20 protein-coding genes are annotated in these 21980 nt (G+C 66.1%); 8 read left to right on the plus strand and 12 right to left on the minus strand.

The annotated features are described in order from the left end of the window. The first annotated feature begins 55 nt into the window (after window positions 1-55). Window positions 56-994, plus strand: a complete 939-nt coding sequence (locus ACZ5TO_RS04530; RefSeq protein ID WP_464799706.1) for a DMT family transporter — start codon at window positions 56-58, stop codon at window positions 992-994. Here ACZ5TO_RS04530 and ACZ5TO_RS04535 read toward each other — a convergent pair. The 8 genes from ACZ5TO_RS04535 to ACZ5TO_RS04570 form a co-directional block, all read right to left on the minus strand. After that, window positions 985-2271, minus strand: a complete 1287-nt coding sequence (locus ACZ5TO_RS04535) for an MFS transporter (protein WP_464799707.1) — start codon at window positions 2269-2271, stop codon at window positions 985-987. The two genes, ACZ5TO_RS04530 and ACZ5TO_RS04535, sit on opposite strands and share 10 nt — an antisense overlap. Before the next feature lie 357 nt (window positions 2272-2628). Beyond that, window positions 2629-2772, minus strand: a complete 144-nt coding sequence (locus ACZ5TO_RS04540) for a hypothetical protein (RefSeq protein WP_184147022.1) — start codon at window positions 2770-2772, stop codon at window positions 2629-2631. Window positions 2773-2782: 10 nt separating this feature from the next. Continuing rightward, window positions 2783-2959: a hypothetical protein gene (locus ACZ5TO_RS04545; protein WP_464799708.1), complete on the minus strand. Its 177-nt coding sequence runs from the start codon at window positions 2957-2959 to the stop codon at window positions 2783-2785. 212 nt (window positions 2960-3171) lie between these two features. Beyond that, on the minus strand, window positions 3172-4032 hold the full coding sequence (locus tag ACZ5TO_RS04550; RefSeq protein ID WP_464799709.1) for a uracil-DNA glycosylase: 861 nt from the start codon (window positions 4030-4032) through the stop codon (window positions 3172-3174). A gap of 41 nt (window positions 4033-4073) precedes the next feature. Beyond that, the gene (locus ACZ5TO_RS04555) at window positions 4074-5366 is read right to left on the minus strand and encodes an Hsp70 family protein (RefSeq protein ID WP_464799710.1); all 1293 of its coding nucleotides are present in this window, start codon (window positions 5364-5366) and stop codon (window positions 4074-4076) included. A gap of 270 nt (window positions 5367-5636) precedes the next feature. After that, window positions 5637-6566, minus strand: coding sequence for an IS110 family RNA-guided transposase (locus ACZ5TO_RS04560; RefSeq protein WP_464798050.1), 930 nt, complete (start codon window positions 6564-6566; stop codon window positions 5637-5639). A 227-nt stretch (window positions 6567-6793) separates the two neighbouring features. After that, window positions 6794-7582 (minus strand): SDR family oxidoreductase, encoded by a 789-nt coding sequence (locus ACZ5TO_RS04565; protein WP_464799711.1) that lies wholly within the window; start codon window positions 7580-7582, stop codon window positions 6794-6796. 23 nt (window positions 7583-7605) lie between these two features. Next, entirely contained in the window at window positions 7606-9003 is a 1398-nt protein-coding gene (locus tag ACZ5TO_RS04570) for an FAD-binding oxidoreductase (RefSeq protein ID WP_464799712.1), read from the minus strand. Window positions 9004-9269: 266 nt separating this feature from the next. Here ACZ5TO_RS04570 and ACZ5TO_RS04575 point away from each other — a divergent pair, with 266 nt between their 5' ends. The 4 genes from ACZ5TO_RS04575 (at window position 9270) to ACZ5TO_RS04590 (ending at window position 14238) form a co-directional block, all read left to right on the plus strand. Then, a complete protein-coding gene (locus ACZ5TO_RS04575) occupies window positions 9270-10934 on the plus strand; it encodes an electron transfer flavoprotein-ubiquinone oxidoreductase (protein ID WP_464799713.1) in 1665 nt (554 codons plus the stop codon). Between the two features lie 281 nt (window positions 10935-11215). Continuing rightward, on the plus strand, window positions 11216-11845 hold the full coding sequence (locus ACZ5TO_RS04580) for a L,D-transpeptidase (RefSeq protein WP_464799714.1): 630 nt from the start codon (window positions 11216-11218) through the stop codon (window positions 11843-11845). 349 nt (window positions 11846-12194) lie between these two features. Beyond that, window positions 12195-13193: an ABC transporter substrate-binding protein gene (locus ACZ5TO_RS04585; RefSeq protein WP_184144744.1), complete on the plus strand. Its 999-nt coding sequence runs from the start codon at window positions 12195-12197 to the stop codon at window positions 13191-13193. Window positions 13194-13350: 157 nt separating this feature from the next. Then, on the plus strand, window positions 13351-14238 hold the full coding sequence (locus tag ACZ5TO_RS04590; protein WP_184144743.1) for an ABC transporter permease: 888 nt from the start codon (window positions 13351-13353) through the stop codon (window positions 14236-14238). 294 nt (window positions 14239-14532) lie between these two features. Here the strand turns inward: ACZ5TO_RS04590 and ACZ5TO_RS04595 are convergent, their stop codons facing one another. Next, entirely contained in the window at window positions 14533-15435 is a 903-nt protein-coding gene (locus ACZ5TO_RS04595) for a DMT family transporter (RefSeq protein ID WP_464800332.1), read from the minus strand. Between the two features lie 145 nt (window positions 15436-15580). On the opposite strand from ACZ5TO_RS04595, the gene ACZ5TO_RS04600 reads away from it, so the two are divergent. Beyond that, window positions 15581-16051: an Lrp/AsnC family transcriptional regulator gene (locus ACZ5TO_RS04600; protein WP_184144742.1), complete on the plus strand. Its 471-nt coding sequence runs from the start codon at window positions 15581-15583 to the stop codon at window positions 16049-16051. Between the two features lie 51 nt (window positions 16052-16102). On the opposite strand, the gene ACZ5TO_RS04605 is transcribed toward ACZ5TO_RS04600, so the two are convergent. Further along, window positions 16103-17341: an MFS transporter gene (locus ACZ5TO_RS04605; protein WP_343059504.1), complete on the minus strand. Its 1239-nt coding sequence runs from the start codon at window positions 17339-17341 to the stop codon at window positions 16103-16105. Between the two features lie 340 nt (window positions 17342-17681). On the opposite strand from ACZ5TO_RS04605, the gene ACZ5TO_RS04610 reads away from it, so the two are divergent. Continuing rightward, entirely contained in the window at window positions 17682-18620 is a 939-nt protein-coding gene (locus tag ACZ5TO_RS04610; RefSeq protein WP_184144741.1) for a diacylglycerol/lipid kinase family protein, read from the plus strand. A gap of 171 nt (window positions 18621-18791) precedes the next feature. On the opposite strand, the gene ACZ5TO_RS04615 is transcribed toward ACZ5TO_RS04610, so the two are convergent. Further along, window positions 18792-20150 carry a glutamine synthetase family protein gene (locus ACZ5TO_RS04615; protein ID WP_464799715.1) on the minus strand — a complete coding sequence of 453 codons (1359 nt, stop codon included), beginning with the start codon at window positions 20148-20150 and terminating at the stop codon, window positions 18792-18794. 148 nt (window positions 20151-20298) lie between these two features. Here ACZ5TO_RS04615 and ACZ5TO_RS04620 point away from each other — a divergent pair, with 148 nt between their 5' ends. Then, entirely contained in the window at window positions 20299-21672 is a 1374-nt protein-coding gene (locus ACZ5TO_RS04620) for an aspartate aminotransferase family protein (RefSeq protein WP_464799716.1), read from the plus strand. Here ACZ5TO_RS04620 and ACZ5TO_RS04625 read toward each other — a convergent pair whose 3' ends face one another. Further along, on the minus strand, window positions 21673-21975 hold the full coding sequence (locus ACZ5TO_RS04625; RefSeq protein ID WP_464800333.1) for a type II toxin-antitoxin system VapC family toxin: 303 nt from the start codon (window positions 21973-21975) through the stop codon (window positions 21673-21675). Window positions 21976-21980: the final 5 nt, after the last annotated feature.

Genomic DNA, 21980 nt, shown 5'->3' on the forward strand with positions numbered 1-21980 from the left:
TGCCTGACGCCACGGCCCGCCTCTGCGGCGGACTGCCTGGCGCGACGAGTTTTGCATGGACGCGCCGTATTCGAACCCTATGCGGGGTATCTTGCTCAAGGTCGCCTCGGTGGTGATCTTCCTGTGCATGTCCACGCTCATCAAGGCGGCCGGCAAGGATATGGCGGCGGGGCAGATCACCTTCCTGCGCTCGGCCTTCGCCATCGTGCCCATCGCCATCTATTTCGGCTGTCGCGGCGAGCTCGTCGACGCCTTCCGCACCCGCGATCTCACCGGGCATCTCATGCGCGGCTTCGTCGGCATCCTCGCCATGGGCTGCGGCTTCTACGGCCTCACCCGCCTGCCGCTGCCGGAGGCGATCGCCATCGGCTATGCCATGCCGCTGATTGCCGTCGTCATCGCCGCGGTGTTCCTGCAGGAGACCGTCGGCCTCTACCGCTGGTCGGCGGTGCTGGTGGGGCTGACCGGCGTCGTCATCATCACCTGGCCGCGCCTCACGCTTTTCCGAGACGGCGGTGTGGGCTCCGTGGAGGCGATGGGGGCGCTCGCCGTGCTCGCCTCGGCGACGCTCGGGGCCTGCGCCATGGTGCTGGTGCGAAAGCTCGTGCAGGCCGAGCGCACGCATACGATCGTCCTTTATTTCTCGCTCTCGGCCTCGGTCTTCTCGCTGGTGACGCTGCCCTTCGGCTGGAGCGAACTGAGCTGGCAGGCGCTGATCCTTCTTGCGCTCGCCGGCTTCTGCGGCGGCATCGCCCAGCTTCTCCTGACGGCGAGCTACCGCTATGCGGACGTCTCCACCATCGCGCCGTTCGAATATACCTCGATCGTGCTCGGCCTCGTCATCGGCTATTTCCTGTTCGGCGACGTGCCGACGGGCGCCATGCTGGTCGGCACGGTCATCGTGGTGATCGCGGGCATCTTCGTCATCCTGCGCGAGCATCGCCTCGGCCTGCAGCGCCGCGCGGCCCGCAAGCACATCACGCCTCAGGGCTGACGCCATTCCGGCGTCGTGGTGTCCTCCAGCACGTCCTCGGCGGGCGCATCCGGCTGGAGCGCGGCGGCGGCGGCATCTGCGCCGAGCGGCTGCGCGGCCATCGCCTGGAAGTCCGTCTTGGCGACGAGGCCGTCGTTCTCCTCGCGCCGGCTGATGCGCCAGGCCGCATAGGCGCCGTAGAGGGCGAAATAGATGGCCAGCACAGCAAAGAGCGACCCCGGCCCGAAGCGGTCCATGATCGGCCCGACCATCAGCGGCCCGGATATCGTGCCGAAGCCGTAGACGATCATCATGCCGGAGGAGACCTCGACATATTCGTCCGGCTGCGCGCGGTCGTTGGCATGGGCGACGTTCAGCGCATAGATCGGGAAGATGACCGAGCCGACGAAGGCCGCGACGACATAGAGCAGCGCCGCCGGCCCGCCGGAAACCATCGCCATGACGAGGCAGGAGACGGTGCCGACCGCCCCGCAGGCAACCATGACGAGGCGGCGGTCCATGCGGTCGGAGGCCCGCCCGATGGGGATCTGCGAAAGGGCGCTGCCGATCAGTACCGAGGCGAGCAGCGTCGCGCCCTCGGCGGTGGAAAGGCCCGTGCGCTGGGTGAACACGCCGCCGAGGTTCAGCCAGGCGCCGGAGAGCGCGCCGGCCAGGAACGCGCCGACGACGGCGACGGGCGAGCGGCGGTAGAGCGCCGGCACGTTGAAGCGCGCCTGCGTCGGCGGGGCGGGCAGCGGCGAGGAGGTGAGCGCCGTCGGCAGCAGCGCGACGGAGAAGATGATGCCGCACAGGATGAAGAGCGAGGTGTTCGACGGATCGCCGAGCGGCACGAGATACTGCCCGCCGATCGTGCCGACCATGGTGGTGATGAGATAGATGGAGAAGACCGAGCCGCGGTTCTCGTTGGTCACCCGCTCGTTCAGCCAGCTTTCGATGATGAGGTAGCTGCCGGAAATGGCAAAGCCGGAAATGCCGCGAAAGAGCATCCAGGCCCGCCAGTCGACGGCAAGCGCGCAGAGCAGGATGGCGATGGCCAGGAGCGTGATCAGCGCGACGAAGACCCGCACATGGCCGACGAGCAGCACGAATTTCGGCGTGACGACGCAGGAAAGCGTGAAGCCGATCGTATAGCCCGTCGCGATCATCGAGATCGTCTGCGTCGACCAGCCCTCCGCGACGGCCCGCACCGGCACGACATAGCTCTGGAGGCCGAAGGCCACCATCATGAGGAGGGTGGACAGCATCAGGCTGAGAATGGAGGCGAGGCTCGCCAGCATGAGGGCTCCGCAGAATGGCGCGACAGGTTTGCGACTGTCGCTCTATTGCGGCGCCCGCGCGCTGTCTACAGCGACAACGGCTGGCGTAATCCGGGAAGATTTCCCGGATGGTTTGGTGATTCCCGGCAGGGTTGTGTTATGAGGAATGGCCGGATCGATTTCCGGCAAAACGAAAGGAGGTGAGACGTTTGAAAATCCGGCTTACGCTGACGATCAGGTTCAGGACTTGGCGGTTCAGCCTGACAATCAGCTAAGAAAACGGGGATCGGGCTTCGGCCCGGTTCCCACCGGAGAAAAGGCGTCTCACCTCCTCACGTCGAAGACGATACCACGACGCCCGCCGTTTTTCAAAGCGGCTCAGTTCGGCAGGAAGGCCTTGAGCGGGTCGCGGCGCTGGGCGGCATCGCGCGGCAGCGAGGCGAGCACGGAATATTCGCGCGCTGCATTCACGGCGGCGCGGATATCGGCGATGTCGGACATCAGCTTGCGGATGCGGGCCATCGTCGATCCCTCAGCGCTGGATGAAGTCGGAGAAGAGCTGGACGGGACGGTTGATGCGGGTAAAGCCGGTGGCCGTCATCTGCTCGTTGGCCGGGGCAGCGATGCCGCCGAAGCCGCGGCCGGCGCGAAGACCGGAATGGCGGAGCGTCTCGAAGCTCGAATGGATGGGCCGAAAGCGGGCGGTCATGGGTCGATTCCTTAAATCCTGTCCCTCCCACATCGCCATATTGCGCTGCAGCATTGATTTTGCAATGCGACATTCTGCCCGGCTGGTATGAGAAATTCGCATGGCTGCTGAAGCATTTTGTTCATGCTTGCGGCAGATTCGCGGCAAATGCGATGCGGGTCCCGCAAAGCGGTTCGCCTAAGCCATTGAAAAAAGGAGATGGAGCCTTTCGGCTAGCCGTTCAGCCCTGCACGGAAAGCAAGCAGGTCCTGCCAGGCAAGCCGCTTGCTGACCGGCGCCGTCACGAGATCCTGCGGATGCAGCGTCGCAAAGGCCGGAATCGTGCGGCCGGAAATCTCCACAGTCCGCCATTCTCCGCGCAACTGGTGGATCGTATCGTTGGAGCGCAGCAGGAATCGCGCCGCGAAATTGCCGAGGACCAAGAGATGATTCGGCTCGGCGAGCGCGATCTGCCGCTCGATGAACGGCCGGCAGATATCGGCCTCGCGCTGCGAGGGCGGGCGGTTGCCCGGCGGGCGCCACGGCACGACATTGGTGAGGAGAAGATCGGCGCGGGCAAGCCCGATGCCGGCGAGCATGCGGTCGAGCATCGCGCCCTGCCGGCCGGAAAAGGGCTGGCCGTCGCGGTCGTCCTCGGCGTTCGGCATGGCGCCGATCACCATGACGGAGGGCTTCGGATTGCCTTCCGCGAAGACGAGGCAGCGCGCGCTGGTCTTCAGGTTGCAGCCGTTGAAGGCCTCCATCGCCGTGCGCAGTTCCTCCAGCGAGCGGGCGTTGCTCGCGGCAAATTCCGCTTCCGCCACGGCCTGGCTGTCGGGGATCGCCACGTTCGGCAGCGGCGCCGGGGCGGCCGGGCGCGGCTGTTCCTGCCGCGCCGGGGCCTGCCGGGCGGCCGGCTGCGGGGCGGGGGCCGCCTCGCGCGGGGGTGCGATACCGCGCGCCGCGCGCATCGCCTCGAACTCGGCGATGCGGTCGACGGCTTCTTCCTCCAGCAGCCATTCCACGCCCGCATCCGCATAGAAATGCAGGAGCGAACGGAGCTGCTCGGGGTGAAGGTCTCTGGCGGCGTTCATGGCGGGTACATTATCGAAGCGGGAGCGGAGAGGAAAGCCGCTTACGCCGCCCAGGCCGCCACGTCGTCGCTTTCGCCGATGAGGGCAAGACCATGGGCGATGGAAAGAAGCTCGCCGCCGCTCTCGATCTTCCCGGCATCGAAACGGCGCAGGAAGAGATTACGCACCGCCGGCACGAAGGAGGTGCCGCCCGTCAGGAACACCTTGTCGATGGCGCCCGCCGGCGTATTCGTCTTTTCCAGAACCTCGTCCAGCGCGCCCTCGATGCGGGCAAGGTCCGGCGCGATCCAGCTTTCGAAATCGGCGCGCCTGACGCTTTTATGCCCGGCCTTGCCGAGCGGGGGAAAGCGGAACTCCGCCTCCTCGTCTGCCGAGAGCGCCATCTTGGTGGCCGAGATCGCCTGGTAGAGCGGATAGCCCTCGTCATGCTCGACGAGGTCGATGAAGAGCTCCAGCTTCTCCGGCTCCAGCGCCGAGCGCAACAGCGACTTGAGGTCGGTGAACTCGCGCGTCGTCTTGAAGATCGACAACTGGTTCCAGCGCGCGAAATTGGCGTAGTAGCCGGAGGGCACCTCCAGCACCTTGTCGAAGCTTTTGAAATGCGAGCCCTTGCCGATCTCCGGCGCGACGAGGTGGTCGATCATGCGCGAATCGAAATGGTCGCCGGCAATGCCGACGCCGGAATGGCCGATGGGCGTCGCCGAAAGCCGGCCCGCCTGCCGCTCGAAGCGGATCACCGAATAGTCCGTCGTGCCGCCGCCGAAGTCCGCGACGAGCACGGTGGCGTCGCTCCTCAGCGTCTGGGCGAAATAGTAGGCCGCCGCCACGGGCTCGTAGACATAGTGGATTTCCGGAAAGCCGAGCCGCGTCAGCGCCGCGTTGTAGCGCTCCAGCGCCAGTGCCGGATCGGGGCTTGCGCCTGCGAACTGCACGGGACGGCCGGCGACCACCCGCGAGACCTCCGCCGGCCAGTCCGCGCCGGCATAGGCCTTGAGGCGGCGCAGGAAGATTTCCATCAGGTCGTCGAAGGCGTGGCGGCGGGCGAAGATCAGTGTGCCCTGGAAGAGGGCGCTTGCCGCAAAGGTCTTGATCGATTGCAGGAAGCGGCAATCGCCGGGATTGTCGATGAACTGGCGGATCGCCGCCTGTCCCGCCTCGACCTTCAGCGCCTGCGCGCCGACCTGCGGATCCTTCATGAAGGAGAGAGCCGTGCGCATCGTGTCGGTCACGCCGACGCTGCTTTGGAAATGCATCGACCGCGTCTCGCTGCCGCCGGTCGCCAGCGCCAGAACCGTGTTCGTCGTGCCGAAATCGAGCCCGAGTGCCCGCGCCATCGCCGTGCCCCCTGTGAGTGCCAAATTGTGTTGAACCGGAGCGAATGGCCCCGCGTGAAAGGCGCGTCGGACGCGCCGGAAAATGAAGAGCGCGCCAGATGGCACAGGCGGCCGTGGAAGGCAAGGGGAGGCGGGGGGATTGCCCCTCACCCTAACCCTCTCCCCGCAAGCGGGGAGAGGGGACTTGCCCTATGAACGGATTTTGCCTGGGGAAAGGGGCCCGGCATACCCCCTTCTCCCCGCAAGCGGGGAGAGCGACTGTCTTTGTGGTCAAGCGTTTTTCCATGGTTTACCGTCGCGGATGATTGCGTTGAGGATGGTGAGGAGTTTTCGCATTGTCGCGACGATGGCGACGATCTTCGGCTTGCCGGCAGCCACGAGCCTGTCGCGGAAAGCCTTGAGGACCGGGTTGTGACGGGACGCCACGAGGGCGGCCATGAAGAGCACGGCGCGCACCTTGCCGCGACCGCCGCCGATGAAGCTCCTGCCTCGCCATTTGCCCGATTGCCGCGTGAACGGCGCGATCCCCGCCAGTGAGGCGATCTGGCGCCGATCGAGCGTGCCGAGTTCGGGCATCTCGGCAATCAGCGTGCGGGCGGTGGTCGGCCCGACACCCGGCACAGACGTCAGAAGCGCCTCGCGCACCCGCCACAAGGGCGACTTGCGAATACGGCCGTCGAGCTCGTCGTCCAGGCTTGCAAGTTCGTGCCGGAGCGCGGCAAGCAGGCGCTTGATGCTCTTCTGTGTCTCCTTCGTCTGCGCCATCCGTGCCCGGTTCTCTTCCGCCGTGATCATCTGCACGATCTGGCGGCGGCGCGACACGATGGCCGAGAAGGCTTCACTCTCCTCATCGCGCAACGGCCGGATATCCGGTTTCGTCGCCGCCACGAAGGCTGCGATCACCGCCGCGTCGATCGGGTCGGTCTTGGCACGTTTGCCCAGCGCATTGGCATAGGAACGAACCTGCGCCGGATTGACCACGACAACGGCAAGGCCGGCCGATGACAGGCCCGCAGCCGCAAGCATCTCGTAACCGCCGGTCGCTTCCAGCGCCACGACATCGGCCTTTGCCTCTCGCAGCCGGGTGATCAGTCCATCCACGCCGGCATGGTCGTTGCCGACAAGGAAACTGTCACCGGCCGGAAGAACATGCACATCCAGCCGGTCCTTCGAAACATCAATGCCAACGATCACGTCCATCCTGTCCCATCCTTGCCTAAGCGGGCTTCGCATGCGCGAGCGGCCCTGGCGACTGTTCGGGTTCGATGGAACGGCGGATGAAGACCCAGGCTCTCCCACGGGCTTGGTGTCCCAAAGGTGCTGCGGTCTCTCATCCGCCACCGCAATCGGCAGTACAACGCCAATCCCGGGCAAAGGGAAGTTACAAAGGTGCCGGCAGGCGGATGAGGGGCACTTCCCGCGCGGCTTCACACCGACCGCGCCGCCCCGCCGTCGCAGCGGATGACGCTGCCAGTGACGTAGCTTGCCGGTGCGCTGCACAGGAAGGCGGCGGTGGCGGCGAATTCCTCGACGGTGCCGTAGCGCCGTGCGGGGATCGCCTTTTCCGAGGCGGCCTTCACCTCCTCCACGCTCCGGCCGCTGCGCTCGGCGGCTGCGGCGTCGAGGCTCTTCAGCCGGTCGGTGAAGATGCTGCCGGGCAGGAGCAGGTTGCTGGTGACGCCGTATTGCGCGACTTCGCTCGCCAGCGTCTTCGACCAGCCGGCGAGCGCCGGGCGCAGCGTGTTGGAGAGCGCAAGGCCGGGGATCGGCTCGATCACGCCGGAGGAGGCGACGGTGAGGATGCGGCCCCAGCCCTCAGCCTTCATGCCGGGCAGAAGCCGGTTGGTGAGCGTGATGATCCGCAGCACCATGGAGTTGAAATAGGCGGCGAGCTTCTCCGCGTCCATGTCCTCGGTCGAGCCCGGTACCGGCCCGCCGGAATTGTTGACGAGGATGTCGACGCCGCCGAGCTTTTCCGAAACGGCCTTGACGATGGTCTCGACGAAACCGGCATCGCCGAGGTCCGCCTGCACCCAGTCGGCCCGGCCGGGACCTTCCGCATTGATGGCAGCGCAATTGGCCTCGAGCGTTTCCGTGCTGCGCCCGCACAGCAGCACATGCGCGCCCTCGCGGGCGAGCGCCACGGCGATGCCCTTGCCGAGGCCGCGGGAGGAGGCGAGGACGAGGGCGCGCTTGCCGGAAATTCCAAGATCCATGACGTTATCCTTCCATTTTGGGCTCAGGCGAAGGGCACCTTGCCCGGATTGAAGAGGTTTTTGGGGTCGAGCGCGGCCTTGATCGCCACGGCCGCCGCGCGACGGACGGGATTGCCGTAGGCAAGGAAGGCGCGCTGCTTTTCGAGGCCGACGCCGTGCTCGGCGGAAAAGCTGCCGCCGAGGCCCGAAACGCCCGTATAGACCGCATCCTCGATCGGCCGCTTCATCGCCGGCGCGGCCGCGCCCTCGCCGAAGACGGAGATATGCAGGTTGCCGTCCGCGACATGGCCGTAGACATAGGCCGCAAAGCCGGCGTCGACCGCCCTCAGCCGCGCCTCAAGACCTGCAACATAGGCATCGAGCGCGCCCGGCGGCACGGAGACGTCGAAGGAGGGCGCGGCGGGGTGCAGGCGATAGATGAAATCGCTCTCCTCGCGGATCGCCCAGAAGCGCCGCGCCTGGTCGAGCGAGGCGGCGACGATGCCGCTCGTCAGCCCCTGTTCTTCCCAGAGTGCGGCAAGCCCGTCTTCCAGGGCCGCGCGCGCCTCCGCCTCGCTTGCGGCGGAAACTTCCAGCAGCAGCACGGCCGGCGTTTCCGCCGCCAGCCAGTCGAGGCCGAAGCCGCGTTCTCCCGCGCTGTCGCGGAAATAGTGCCGCCACATCAGCTCCGCCCCTTCGAGCTGCAAGGCCGGCTGCGCGCGGAAATGGGCGATGACGGCGAGCGCCGCCGTGGCATCCGGCACGCCGACGAGCGCGGTGGCGCGCAGCGGATTGAAGGTTTCGAGTTTCAGCACGGCGCGGGTGACGAAGCCGTAGGCGCCTTCGGAACCGATGAGAAGCTGCTTGATGTCCGGCCCGGCGCTGACCTTCAGCACGCGCGTTAGGTCGCTGAAGAGGCTGCCGTCCGGCAGCACGGCCTCGATGCCGAGCACCTGATGGCGCATCACGCCGTTGCGGAAGGCGAGGATGCCGCCGGCATTGGTGGCGATCATGCCGCCGATGGTGGCGCTGCCGCGGGCGGCAAGGTCGATGCCGGGCGTGAGGCCGAATTCCGCGGCGGCCTCCTGCAAGGCCTGCAAGGTCACGCCCGCGCCGACGGTCGCTGTCCGGGCGAGGGGATCGATCGCCTCGATGCGGGCAAGCCGCGCAGTGGAAAGGATGAGCTCGCCTGGCCGGCTGGTGCCGCCGCCGACGAGGCCGGTGCGCCCACCCTGCGGCACCATCGGCACGCCGTTCTCAAGGCACCAGCGCACCACGGCGACCGCCGCCTCCGGCGTTTCCGGTGCCGCCATCGCGCCTGCGCCGAGATTGTCCGGGTGCTCGCCGGGATGCCGGCCGGCAAGCGCCTCCGCTCCGATAAGGTGAAGGTCTTCGCCGAAATCGTTCAGGTCGCGCTGGAGCGATCGGATAATCTCAGACATGGGGCGACGATCCTCCGCAGTGTGGACTGCACGATGCCTATTCCCCCCGGCAGCCGGAATCAAGCGATGAGGTGGCGGTGCAACCGGCGGCATGTTGACGTTTACGTTAAAGTCAATAAAACGGTGGATGGTATCATGACGTCATGCGCAAATGCGGGGATCGTCTGTCGCAGACCGGCTCGACAAGGTTCGCCGTATTTGTCATGACAGGCCGACAAGAGGGATTTTCCGCGGCTTTCGAGGGGTTGCGGGGTGGAGAAAGACGAATGAGCGAAGAAATGGAACTCCCCGAGCGCGAGAGCATGGAATTCGACGTGGTGATCGTCGGCGCAGGCCCCGCCGGCCTTTCCGCGGCCATCCGTCTGAAGCAGGTGAACCCCGAGCTTTCCGTCGTCGTTCTGGAAAAGGGTTCGGAGGTCGGCGCGCATATCCTCTCCGGCGCCGTCGTCGATCCCATCGGCATCGACCGCCTCCTGCCGGACTGGCGCGAGGACGGGAGCCATCCCTTCAAGACCGAGGTGACGGACGACCATTTCCTGTTCCTCGGGCCGGCCGGCGCCGTGCGCCTGCCGAACGCCTTCATGCCGCCGCTGATGAACAACCACGGCAACTACATCGTCTCGCTCGGCAATGTCTGTCGCTGGCTGGCGACCAAGGCGGAAGAACTCGGCGTCGAGATCTATCCGGGCTTTGCCGCGACGGAAGTGCTTTATAACGACGACGGCGCGGTGATCGGCGTCGCCACCGGCGACATGGGCATCGAGCGGAGTGGCGAGCCCGGCCCGAATTACACCCGCGGCATGGCCCTTCTCGGCAAGTACACGCTGATCGGCGAAGGCGTGCGCGGCTCGCTCGCCAAGCAGCTCATCGCGAAATTCGACCTTTCGAAGGACCGCGAGCCGCAGAAATTCGGCATCGGCCTCAAGGAACTCTGGCAGGTCAAGCCCGAGAACCATAGGCCCGGCCTCGTGCAGCATTCCTTCGGCTGGCCGCTCGGCATGAAGACCGGCGGCGGTTCGTTCCTCTATCACCTGGAGGACAACCTCGTCGCCGTCGGCTTCGTGGTGCACCTCAACTACAAGAACCCCTGGCTCTATCCCTTCGAGGAATTCCAGCGCTTCAAGACGCACCCCGCCATCCGCGGCACCTTCGAGGGCGGCAAGCGCCTTTCCTACGGCGCGCGCGCCATCACCGAGGGCGGCTACCAGTCGGTGCCGAAGCTCTCCTTCCCGGGCGGCGCGCTGATCGGCTGCTCGGCCGGCTTCGTCAACGTGCCGCGCATCAAGGGCAGCCACAACGCGGTGCTCTCGGGCATCCTCGCGGCGGAAAAGCTGGCCGATGCCATCGCCGCCGGCCGCGCGAACGACGAGCCGATCGAGATCGAGCAGGGCTGGCGCGACAGCGCCATCGGCTCGGACCTGAAGAAGGTGCGCAACGTCAAGCCGCTATGGTCGAAGTTCGGCACGGCCGTCGGCGTGGCGCTCGGCGGCCTCGACATGTGGACGAACACGCTCTTCGGCTTCTCCTTCTTCGGCACGCTGAAGCACGGCAAGACGGACGCGGCCTCGCTGGAGCCGGCGGCAAAGCACAACAAGATCGACTATCCGAAGCCGGACGGCGTGCTGACCTTCGACCGTCTCTCCTCGGTGTTCCTGTCGAACACCAACCACGAGGAAGACCAGCCGATCCACCTCCAGCTCAAGAACCCGGAGCTGCAGAAGACCTCTGAGCTCGACGTCTATGCCGGCCCGTCCACCCGCTACTGTCCGGCGGGCGTCTACGAGTGGGTGGAGAAGGACGGCAAGGACGTCTACGTCATCAACGCGCAGAACTGCGTCCACTGCAAGACCTGCGACATCAAGGACCCCAACCAGAACATCAACTGGGTGCCTCCGCAGGGCGGCGAGGGGCCGGTTTATCCGAACATGTGACAGGTCGCGGACGGCTGCCGGGAGAGCCGCCGTCCGGGCATTTTTGGGCGCATCATCTCTCGGTTGTCATCCTCGGGCTTGACCCGAGGATCCACGCCTCACGGCACGCCCTGCATTCGTGGATGGATCCTCGGGTCAAGCCCGAGGATGACGGTGGAGAGGTGGTGCTTTCCCCCAATACGTTAATCCCGCCCACAACCGCACCGCGCGCCTTAACCCTCGATTAACCATAACTGCATAATTCTCAGCCCCGAGGACCAATCATTCAAGGGGCGTTAACCATGTCGATCTCCCGCCGCGGATTCCTGCTCGGCGCTTCCGCCGCCCTGCTTGCGGGCTGCGCCACGAACGGCATGGGCGGCCGTGCCGACTATGGCGCGCGGCCGGACGAGAAGCATCCGCTGAAGGCGATGCCGCTCGACAAGATCAAGCCGGAACTGCGCCGCCAGGAAGTCGCCTACGAGACGGGCCAGGCGGCGGGCACCATCGTCGTCGATACGCCGGCCCGCCGGCTCTACTACGTGCTCGGCGAGGGGCGGGCGATCCGCTACGGCATCGGCGTCGGCCGGATGGGCTATTCGCTCGCCGGCAATGCCACGGTCGGCCGCAAGGCCGAATGGCCGAGCTGGACGCCGACGCCGAACATGATGCGCCGCGACAGGCGCAACCTGAAATATGCCGGCGGCCTGCCGGGCGGCATCAACAACCCGCTGGGCGCGCGCGCCATGTATCTCTACCAGAACGGCCGCGACACGATGTTCCGCATCCACGGCACCAACCAGCCCTGGTCCATCGGCCAGGCCATGTCGAGCGGCTGCGTGCGCATGCTCAACCATGACGTGATCGATCTTTACGCCCGCGTCGAGCCGGGCACGCGTGTCTTCGTCGTCCAGGGGCGCCGCGAGGCCTGATTTCCGGGACATGTCGCAACGGGACAAGGCCGGCTTTGCCGGCCTTTCCGTTTTTGCGGTTTGAAAAAGCTGAATTGTATCATACCATTGCCCGCATGATCCCGCGCCCGCGAAAACCGGGCAAGGCTTTGCGGTTTTGACGGCCCCATGACGCATCGAGGTCAATGGCAGACGCATTCGTACCGGCATTCGACCCTGTAGCTGCAAAAGTCGAGGATGCGGTATCGCGGACCACCGGAGCCTTTCCGGCCGGTCCGGCAGCGATCCGCACGAGGGATCACGAGCCCTGCGGCGGCGGTGCAGCCGGGCTCGACAGGATAACGACACCGCCGCAAATGAGGGAACGGATATGAAACATCTTCTTGCTTCCACCTGCCTCGTCGCCGGCCTCCTGGCCATGACGGGCGCGGCACGCGCCGAATGCGGCGACGTGACCATCGCCAGCATGAACTGGCAGAGCGCCGAGGTTCTCGCCGCACTCGACAAGTTCATCCTGACCGAAGGCTACGGCTGCAACGCCGAGGTCATCGTCGGCGACACCGTTCCGACCATCACCTCGATGATCGAGAAGGGCGAGCCGGACCTCGCGCCCGAAGGCTGGGTCGACCTCCTGCCGGACGTCGTCAAGCGCGGCATCGACGAGGGCAAGCTGGTCGGTGCGGCGGTCGCGCTCTCCGACGGCGCCGTCCAGGGCTGGTGGATCCCGAAATACGTCGCCGAGGCGCATCCGGACATCAAGACGATCGACGATGCCCTGAAGCATCCCGAACTGTTCCCCGATCCGGAAGACAAGAGCAAGGGCGCCGTGCACAACGGCCCGCAGGGCTGGGGCGGCACGGTCGTGACCAGCCAGCTCTTCAAGGCCTACGGCGGGGAAGCCGCCAACTTCACGCTCGTCGACACGGGCTCGGCGGCCGGCCTCGACGGCTCGATCGCCAAGGCCTACGAGCGCAAGGAAGGCTGGGTCGGCTACTACTGGGCCCCGACCGCGCTTCTCGGCAAGTACGACATGGTCAAGCTCGAGCACGGCGTTCCCTATGACGCGGCCGAGTGGAAGCGCTGCAACACCGTTGCGGATTGCCCGGACCCGAAGAAGAACGACTGGCCGAAGGACACCGTCCAGACGCTCGTGACCAAGCCGTTCTCCGAACGCGCCGGCACGGACGTCATGGACTACCTCAACAAGCGCGCCTGGACGAACGACACGGTCAACAAGCTGATGGCCTGGATGACCGACAACCAGGCGAGCGGCGACGACGGCGCCAAGCACTTCCTGGAAGAGAATGAAGCGCTCTGGACGACCTGGGTCTCGCCGGAAGTCGCCGAGAAGATCAAGGCCGCTCTCTGAGCCTGACGCAAACGGACGGCGCGCCCCGCGGCGCGCCGTCATCCGCCTTCGCCAACATGCATCTCGTTGGCGCAAACGGCCGCGCGCATGGCCGCGGCATCTTTCAGGGTAGGCGGGAAGGCCGGCGCAAGACTGGCCCAGCCGAAAGGGGATCGACATGGACTGGTTCACGAAATTTCCGACGATGGACGCGAATTCGCTGCGCGACCTCAAGAAGGCGATCGACGAAGGTTTCCGCGCCTTCACCCGCGCCTATGGCGACGGCATCGAATCCCTCTTCGAGCCGCTGCAACACTTTCTCATCTGGTCCGAGCGCTTCATGACGAAGACGCCCTGGCCGATCATCCTCATCCTGATCGCCCTTGTCGCCTGGTTCGCCAGCCGCAACTGGAAGATCGTCGCCGGCTCGATGGTCACGCTGCTCATCATCGGCTATTTCGACATGTGGGACGACACGATGAAGACGGTCTCGATGATCTTCGTCTGTACCGTCCTTTCCATCGTCATCGGCATACCGATCGGCATCCTCATGTCGCGATCGGACCGGGTGCAGAACGTCGTCAATCCGGTGCTCGACGTCATGCAGACCATGCCGAGCTTCGTCTACCTCATCCCGGTCGTCATGCTGCTCGGCATCGGCAAGGTCCCGGGGCTGATCGCGGTGGTCATCTACGCCATTCCGCCGATGATCCGCCTCACCAATCTTGGCATCCGCCTCGTCGACAAGGACGTGCTGGAGGCCGCCGACGCCTTCGGCTCGTCGAACTGGCAGAAGCTGAAGAACGTGCAGATGCCGCTCGCGCTGCCCACCATCATGGCCGGCATCAACCAGACGATCATGATGGCCCTCGCCATGGTCGTCATCGCCTCGATGATCGGCGTGCAGGGCCTCGGCCAGCCGGTGCTTAAGGCTATCTCCAACCAGTATTTCACCCTCGGCATCTTCAACGGCCTCGCCATCGTCGGCATCGCGATCATCTTCGACCGCGTCAGCCAGGCCTACGGCAAGCGCCTGCAGAAGCACCGCGAGATCATCCACGGCTGATCCCGCCGCAACGACGAACGCAAAAAGGCGCCCCGGCAAAAGCCGCGGGCGCCTTTTCTTGTTGGCGTCACCCAACTGCCTTCCTCAAATCCCACCCCATACCTTTGCGTCATCCTCGGGCTTGACCCGAGGATCCACAGCCGCGGGTGAGGCATGGATGGTCGGGTCAAGCCCGACCATGACGAAGGGAGTGGGCAGAGAGACAGTAGGCAGACGAGTAGAGAGAGGGAGGGGAAGGGAAAGGGAAAGGGAAGGAGCAGAAGCAGAAGCAGGAAAGAAAAGCCCACCCGCAATTCACCGCTTCGGCGAGAAAACCCCCGTCGAGAGCGCCACGCCGGCGCCGACTACCAGCGCGGCCGCCATCTCGGCGGCGCCGAAGCTCTCGCCGAGGAACACTGCGCCGCCGAGCGTCGCCAGGACCGGCGTGATGGCGGTGAAGGCCGCGGCCTGGCTACCGCCGAGCGCGCGGATGGCCGTGCCGTAGGCGAAGGTGGCGACGAGGCCGGAAAGGATGCCCTGGCTGGCGACCTGCAGCGCAAGGTCGGGCAGGGAGGCTGCGGCAAGATGCGTGCCGAAGACCGCCGCCAGCCCGAGATGGATGAGGAAGGACCAGGCGGCGACGAGCGCGGCGCCCTCAAGCGCGCTGAGGCCGGAGCGGCGGAAGGCGTGGGTGAAGCCCGCCCAGAGCACCGCGCCGAGCGGCAGCAGCACGAAGCCGGTCATCGTCATGCCGCTCTTCTGGAGGCTTGCCGCAAGGAGGATGACGACGCCTAAGACGATGGCGCCAAGGCCGGCAAGGCGCATGCGGTCCGGCCGCTCGCCGAAGAGCACCATGCCGATGAGGGCGGTCGCCAGCGGCATGGAGCCGCCGAGCAGGATGCCGCCCGGCGCGGCAGGCGTCACATGCAGCGCCGCCGCCGTGATCTGGAAGAAGAGGGCGCCCGCGCCGGCCACCATCACGACGACGAGCCGCAGCGGCACGCCCTTCGGCAGCAGTCCCGTGCGCAGCCAGACGGGCGCGAGCAGGATGGCCGGCACGCCGTAGCGGATGAGGCCGATGTCGACGGTGCCGAGCGGGGTTGCGGCCGTGTGGCGCGTCGCCACCACCCATGTCGCCCAGATCAGCACCGTCACCGCCGCGCCGGCATAGCCGGCGGCAAGCGGATTGGAGGTCCCGGGGGAGGAAAGCGAGGTCATGGCCATCTGGCATCCTTTCTGCGCTGCGGCTCAGGTCACGGCGGGACACTAGCGCCGAAGGTCGCGGCATGTCCTTGCGAGTTGTGGTGCTGTGGAGGTAGGATGCGCACGATCATGCCAAAGTGGGCCGGGAAAATTCGCAGATATGCCAAACCTCGATAAATTCGATATCGCCATCCTCAAGGTGCTGCAGGAGGATGCGCGGGCGACGAACGTGGAGATCGCCGAGCGGGTGAACCTCTCGCCGTCGCCCTGCCTGCGCCGCATCCGCAACCTGGAGAAATCCGGCGTGCTGCGCGGCTACCGGGCGGACATCGACCGCAAGGAAGTGGGGCTGGGCCTCACTGTCTTCGTCGAGATCAAGGTGGGGCTGCACAGCCGGGAAAACGCCGCCGAGCAGCAGGCGGCGCTGCTCGCCGTTCCCGAGATCGTCTCCTGCTTCCTGATCTCCGGCAATGCGGACTTCCTGGCTGAAGTGGTGGTCGAGGACCTTTCGGCCTACGAGACCTTGCTGACGGAAACGCTGCTCGCCATGCCGGGCGTGACCGACATCCGCTCCAATTTCGCGATCCGCAGCATCAAGACAGGCGGCCCCTTGAAACTGCCGGCCGTCTGAACGCAAACGGCGCCCCGAGGGGCGCCGCCGCGATAGCCGGGTTTTGGTCGCTCACTCCGCCGGGCAGGCGGGGGTGGCCGTGCGGTCGGCCTTTTCGAGCGCCAGCGAGAGAAGGAAGACGCCGAAGCCGATGACAGCCGTCGCCGCGCCGACGAAGCCCATCGAGCCGTAGCCGTAGCCCGCCGTGATCGCCATGCCGCCGAAGAGCGCGCCGAGCGCGTTGGCGACGTTGAAGGCGGAATGGTTGAGGGCGGCGGCAAGCGTCTGCGCGTCGCCCGCGACATCCATCAGCCGCGTCTGGAGCGCAGGGCCGACGACGAAGGAGCAGCCGATCAGGAAGCAGCACAGGCCGAGCAGGACCGGGTTCTCCGCCGTCAGCGACAGGCTGACGAGCACGAAGAAATAGAGCACCAGCGACCAGCCGATGGTGCGCATCAGCGACAGGTCGGCGAGCTTGGCGCCGAAGATGTTGCCGACGATCATGCCGCAGCCGAAGATCGCCATGATGACCGGCACCATGCTTACATGAAGGCCGGCGACCTCGGTGACGATCGGCGAGATATAGGAGAAGACCGCGAACATGCCGCAGAAGCCGGTCGCGGCGATGCCGAGCGTCAGCCAGACCTGCCTGCGCTTGAGGGCGCCGAGTTCCGTCAGCGCGTTGATGCCCTTCGGCGCCTTGTCGCGCGGCAGGAAGATGGCGATCAGCCCGACCGTCAGCAGCCCCGTGATGCCGACGGCGACGAACATGAACTGCCAGTCGAGCAGCTGGCCGAAGAAGGCTGCGAGCGGCGTGCCGATCAGCGTCGCCACCGTCAGGCCCAGCATGACCTTGCCGACCGCCTGCGTGCGCTTGTTGACCGGCACCATGGAGGCGGCGACGAGCGCGGCGACGCCGAAATAGGCCCCGTGCGGCAGGCCCGTCAGGAAGCGGAAGAGGATGAAGGTGTGAAAGGTGGGGGCGGCGGCGCTGGCAAGATTGCCGGCGGCGAAGATGCCCATCAGCGCGAGCAGCAGGTCGCGCCGGCGAAAGCGCGCGCCGATGACGGCGATGACCGGCGCACCGACCACGACCCCGAGGGCATAGGCGCTGATGACGTAGCCCGCCTCGGCGGTCGTCACGCCGAAGGTTTTCGCGACATCCGGCAGGAGGCCCATGATGGCGAATTCGCCGGTGCCGATGCCGAAGCTGCCAACGGCGAGCGCCAGGATGATCAGGGTGACGGTAAGCGCGGCGAGCGGCGGCTGCCCGGAGGAGAGGGCGGCATGCGGCAGGGGATGTTCGGACACGGGGGGCTCCGCAGGTGTGGCCCACGCGGCAAAACGGCGACGGACCCTCGCACGGGGCTGCCACTCCTCCTGGCTGCTGATGCGGTCTGGTTCCGGCCGGAAAGGCCTGATGGGTAGGTAAATCGGGTCGGCCGGCGCACTCCCGACGCCAGGCGACCGGGCTGTAATATATCAATTCGCACCCGGCTCCTACTGCGATTTTTCACCTCACCCGAATTTGATCCGCTCACGATTTGTTGCGCTCTGTTGCGCGCTCGCCTGCTAATCGCCGCTTTCTCCCTTATCTAATGGCTATCCAGCCACTTTTGCCGTTCACGGCGAAAAGATGCGGAGTATGCGAATGAGAGTTCAGGCGATCTTCAACAGGGACGGCGGCACGTTCCGCACCATCGACATGGACGCCTATGCCCGCCATGCGGAAAAGGTGTTCGCCGAGGCGGGCCATCATCTCGACTGCGATATTGTCGAGGGCGCCGATATCGAGATGGCGCTGCGCCGCTGCGCCGACCGGACGGACCTCGACGCGATGCTCGCCGGCGGCGGCGACGGCACGGTCTCGGCCGCCGCCGGCCTTGCCTGGCAGAACGGCATGCCGCTCGGCGTCGTGCCGGCGGGCACGATGAACCTCTTCGCCCGCTCGCTGAAGATCCCGCTCGATATATGGGAGGCGATCGATGCGCTCGCCGACGGCGATATCGCCGCGGCCGACATCGGCACGGCGGACGACCGGGCCTTCGTGCACCAGTTCGCCGCCGGCCTCCATGCCCGCCTCGTGCGCCTGCGCAACACGATGAGCTACCGCTCGCGCCTCGGCAAGATCGCCGCCAACACCCGCGCCGCCCTCGGCGTCATCCTCGACCCGCCGGAATTCGACGTGGAGTTCGACGTCGACGGCGTTGCGGCGCATCGCAAGGTCTCCGCCATCAACGTCTCGAACAACCGCTTCGGCGAGAACGGCCTGCTCTATGCGGAGGACCTCACCGGCGGCCATCTCGGCTTCTACACGACCAATCCGCTGAAGCCGGCCGGCGCGGCGAAGCTCGCCTTCGATATCCTGCGCGGCAGGCTGCGCGAGAACGCCGACGTCTGCGAGATGACCGGCGCGGAGGTGGAGCTGCATTTTCCCAGGGTCGACCGGGCGATCAACTGCGTCATCGACGGCGAGCTGCTGCCCATGGACCGCGACGTCTCGATCCGCCTGCATCCGGGCGAGCTGAAGGTCATGGTGCCCAAGGTACAGGCCGAGAACATGGCCAAGGCCGAGACGGCGGCGGCTTGAGCATGGGTGCCCATCGCTTGTAAAGGCCCTCTCTGCCTGCCGGCATCTCCCCCACAAGGGGGGAGAAAGGCTAGCAGCATGCTCTTCCCTTAAAATTTTCCGCTGAGAGTGCCGCGGGTTAAGTCCCTCCCCCTTGTGGGGAGGGGTTGGGGAGGGGCCTTCGAACGCCCGCTAAATCCGCGGCAAGTAGGTCTGGTAATCGAAATCCGAGACCGTGCGCAGGTAGGTGATCGCCTCCTTGCGCTTCGTATCCCCATAGAGCTTCTGGTACTCGGCCCCGAACGCGTCCCCGATGAAGGGCGAGGCCGAGAATTCCTCCACGGCCGTCAGGAAGTCGTGCGTCAGGCGCTTCGCATCCGGTACGTCCTTGCCCGGCTCCGTCACCGGCCCCGGGTCGAGGTCCTTGTCGAGGCCTAGGAGGATGCCGCCGAGGATGGCGGTCAGCAGCAGATAGGGGTTCACGTCCGCGCCCGCCACGCGATGCTCGACGCGCGCCGCCGGGCCGTCCTTGTCGGGGATGCGGATGGCGGTGCCGCGATGGCCGAAGCCCCAGGTGAGGTCGACGGGCGCGAAGGAGCCCGGCTGGAAGCGGCGGTAGGAATTGGCGAAGGGCGCGAAGACGAGTTGCGCGTCGCGCATCGTTTGCAACATGCCGGCGGTGATCGACTTCAGCTTCGCCGGTTCGCCGCCCCTTGCGTCGAGGATGTTCCTGCCGTCCCGGTCGAGGATGCTGCAATGGACGTGCAGGCCCGAGCCCGCCTGGCCGGCATAGGGTTTTGCCATGCAGGTGGATTTCAGGCCGAAGCGGCGCGCGGCCTGGTCGGCGATGCGCTTGAGATAGATGCAGTCGTCGGCCGCCGCCAGCGCGTCCGGCCGGTGCAAGAGGTTGATCTCGAACTGGCCGGGGCCGAACTCCGCCGTCGTGGCATCCGCCGGCAGGTCCATCGCCTTCGCCCACGCGCGCACGGTCTGGAGGTAGCCGTCGAGTGCATCCGTCGCGCTCATGTCGTAGAGCTGGAAGCCGTTCGGCTCGCCACGCCAGGTCAGCGCCTCTGGCGGGCGGGGCTTGCCGGTCTCGTACCAGTCGCCTTCCACCACGTAGAACTCGAGCTCGGTCGCCACCACCGGCGTCAGGCCGCGCGCGGCAAAGCGCTCCAGCATGCGCGAGAGGATGGCGCGCGGGTCCATGAAGGAGGCGGTACCGTCGAATTCGTGCATGGTGGCCAGCACCTGCCGGGAGCCTTCAGGCGCCCAGGGCATGACGGTCAGCGAGCGCTTGTCGGGAATGCACACGCCGTCCGGATCGCCGACGGAGAGCGACAGGCCGGTGATGTCGTCGTTGTCGTCGCCCCAGATATCCAGCGACTGTGTGGAGGAGGGCAGGCGCACCGAGCCGTCCCAGATCTTCTTCTCTCCCTCGAGCGGAACCTGCTTGCCGCGCAGGTCCCCGTTCATGCCGACGAGGAGGATTTCGATGCGGGGCGGGGTGTTGGCGGGCAGCGGACCGGCCGCCGTCTTGTCGTTTGTCATGATGCCTGCTTTTGGTTTGGCGGGAGGCATGGATAAGGTGATTTGCTCGTGCTCGATCTCTTGCCAAATGCCTGTTGTATGGGCATTTTCGTAACCCATTCTGTCCCGCCGTTCAATAAGGCGCGACCTACCCGCAAGGATGATCCCGATGCCGAACACCAGCGCAGCCGCCGTTTCCAACCTCGGAGCCCTCGACGCCGCCCACCACCTTCATCCTTTCTCGGACATGAAGAAGCTGAACGCGGCCGGCACGCGCATCATCGAGCGCGGCGATGGCTGCTACATCTTCGACAATCACGGCAAGCGCTATCTCGACGGCTTCGCGGGCCTGTGGTGCGTCAATATCGGCTATGGCCGCAAGGAGATCGCAGAAGCCGTCATGCGGCAGATGAACGAGCTGCCCTACTACAACACCTTCTTCGGCACCACGACGCCGCCGGCCGTGCTGCTCGCCCAGAAGATCACGTCGCACGCCGGGCCGAACATCAACCGCGTCTTCTTCACCGGCTCGGGCTCGGAGGCGAACGACACCTGGTTCCGCATGGCGCGCGTCTACTGGGGCGCCATGGGCAAGCCGACCAAGAAGGCGGTCATCGCCCGCAGGAACGGCTATCATGGCTCCACCGTCGCCGGCGCCTCGCTCGGCGGCATGAAGTGGATGCACGAGCAGGGCGACCTGCCGATTGCCGGCGTCCACCATATCGACCAGCCCTACTGGTACGGCGAGGGCGGCGAGCTCTCCCGCGACGAATTCGGCCTGAAGATGGCCCGCCAGCTCGAAGAGAAGATCGACGAACTCGGCGAGGACAATGTCGCCGCCTTCGTCGCCGAGCCGATCCAGGGGGCGGGCGGCGTCATCGTGCCGCCGGACAGCTACTGGCCGGAGATCGCCCGCATCTGCAAGGCGCGCAACATCCTGCTCGTCGCCGACGAGGTGATCTGCGGCTTCGGGCGCACCGGCCACTGGTTCGGCCACCAGCATTTCGGCGTCGAGCCGGATCTTGCGCCCATCGCCAAGGGCCTCTCCTCCGGTTACCTGCCCATCGGCGGCGTCATGGTCTCCGACCGTGTCGGCAACGTGCTGGTCGAGGAGGTCGGCGACTTCAACCACGGCTTCACCTATTCCGGCCACCCGGTCTGCGCGGCCGCTGCGCTGGAGAACCTGCGCATCATCGAGGACGAGAAGCTCGTCGAGCGCGTCCACGACGACATCGGCCCCTACCTCGCCGCTGGCCTCAAATCGCTGGAGGACTTGCCCATCGTCGGCGAGGTGCAGCAGGTCGGCCTGATGGCCGCCGTGCAGCTCGCCGAGGACAAGGCGACCCGAAAGCGCTTCGAGGACAAGGAGACGGCCGGCGTCACCGTCCGCAACCATTGCCTTGCAAACGGCCTCGTGCTGCGCGCCACCGCCGACCGCATGCTCTTCTCCCCGCCGCTCGTCATCACCCATGCCGAGGTCGATGAGATGATCGACATCACGCGGAAGGGGCTGGAGCATGCGTGGAGCGTGCTGGCGGGCTGACTATTCACCGAGCTGAAGAATGCGAAGTGTCTCATCGGAAACGAATTTCCTGTCGTTGGTGATGAGACATTCGCAACCGGAATCGACCGCGGAGCAATAGTGGCTGGCGTCGAGCAGCTTCAAGCCCTTCGCAGCACCGATGCGGGCTGCCGCATTCAGCAGGGGGAAATCCGCCGGGACCACCGTTACGATCCCCGCATCGAAGAAGAACGACCTGTAGGCGGCTTCCACTTCTGGCCGGGCGAGGCGGTAGGCGCCGTAAAAGCATTCGCAAACAACAATCTCGTTAGCGATGAGTTCTATGTTGC

Source organism: Shinella sp. Sh6, from assembly GCF_055392685.1.

Bases quoted from the DNA above. Each gene is read 5' to 3' on its own strand.
- ACZ5TO_RS04530 (WP_464799706.1), top strand. From the start codon at position 56: ATGGACGCGCCGTATTCGAACCCTATGCGGGGTATCTTGCTCAAGGTC.
- ACZ5TO_RS04555 (WP_464799710.1), bottom strand. From the start codon at position 5,366: ATGGCGCGGGCACTCGGGCTCGATTTCGGCACGACGAACACGGTTCTG.
- ACZ5TO_RS04590 (WP_184144743.1), top strand. From the start codon at position 13,351: ATGGACTGGTTCACGAAATTTCCGACGATGGACGCGAATTCGCTGCGC.
- ACZ5TO_RS04545 (WP_464799708.1), bottom strand. From the start codon at position 2,959: ATGACCGCCCGCTTTCGGCCCATCCATTCGAGCTTCGAGACGCTCCGC.
- ACZ5TO_RS04595 (WP_464800332.1), bottom strand. From the start codon at position 15,435: ATGACCTCGCTTTCCTCCCCCGGGACCTCCAATCCGCTTGCCGCCGGC.
- ACZ5TO_RS04570 (WP_464799712.1), bottom strand. From the start codon at position 9,003: ATGTCTGAGATTATCCGATCGCTCCAGCGCGACCTGAACGATTTCGGC.
- ACZ5TO_RS04580 (WP_464799714.1), top strand. From the start codon at position 11,216: ATGTCGATCTCCCGCCGCGGATTCCTGCTCGGCGCTTCCGCCGCCCTG.
- ACZ5TO_RS04540 (WP_184147022.1), bottom strand. From the start codon at position 2,772: ATGGCCCGCATCCGCAAGCTGATGTCCGACATCGCCGATATCCGCGCC.
- ACZ5TO_RS04585 (WP_184144744.1), top strand. From the start codon at position 12,195: ATGAAACATCTTCTTGCTTCCACCTGCCTCGTCGCCGGCCTCCTGGCC.
- ACZ5TO_RS04535 (WP_464799707.1), bottom strand. From the start codon at position 2,271: ATGCTGGCGAGCCTCGCCTCCATTCTCAGCCTGATGCTGTCCACCCTC.
- ACZ5TO_RS04560 (WP_464798050.1), bottom strand. From the start codon at position 6,566: ATGGACGTGATCGTTGGCATTGATGTTTCGAAGGACCGGCTGGATGTG.
- ACZ5TO_RS04575 (WP_464799713.1), top strand. From the start codon at position 9,270: ATGAGCGAAGAAATGGAACTCCCCGAGCGCGAGAGCATGGAATTCGAC.
- ACZ5TO_RS04610 (WP_184144741.1), top strand. From the start codon at position 17,682: ATGAGAGTTCAGGCGATCTTCAACAGGGACGGCGGCACGTTCCGCACC.
- ACZ5TO_RS04615 (WP_464799715.1), bottom strand. From the start codon at position 20,150: ATGACAAACGACAAGACGGCGGCCGGTCCGCTGCCCGCCAACACCCCG.
- ACZ5TO_RS04565 (WP_464799711.1), bottom strand. From the start codon at position 7,582: ATGGATCTTGGAATTTCCGGCAAGCGCGCCCTCGTCCTCGCCTCCTCC.
- ACZ5TO_RS04600 (WP_184144742.1), top strand. From the start codon at position 15,581: ATGCCAAACCTCGATAAATTCGATATCGCCATCCTCAAGGTGCTGCAG.
- ACZ5TO_RS04550 (WP_464799709.1), bottom strand. From the start codon at position 4,032: ATGAACGCCGCCAGAGACCTTCACCCCGAGCAGCTCCGTTCGCTCCTG.
- ACZ5TO_RS04620 (WP_464799716.1), top strand. From the start codon at position 20,299: ATGCCGAACACCAGCGCAGCCGCCGTTTCCAACCTCGGAGCCCTCGAC.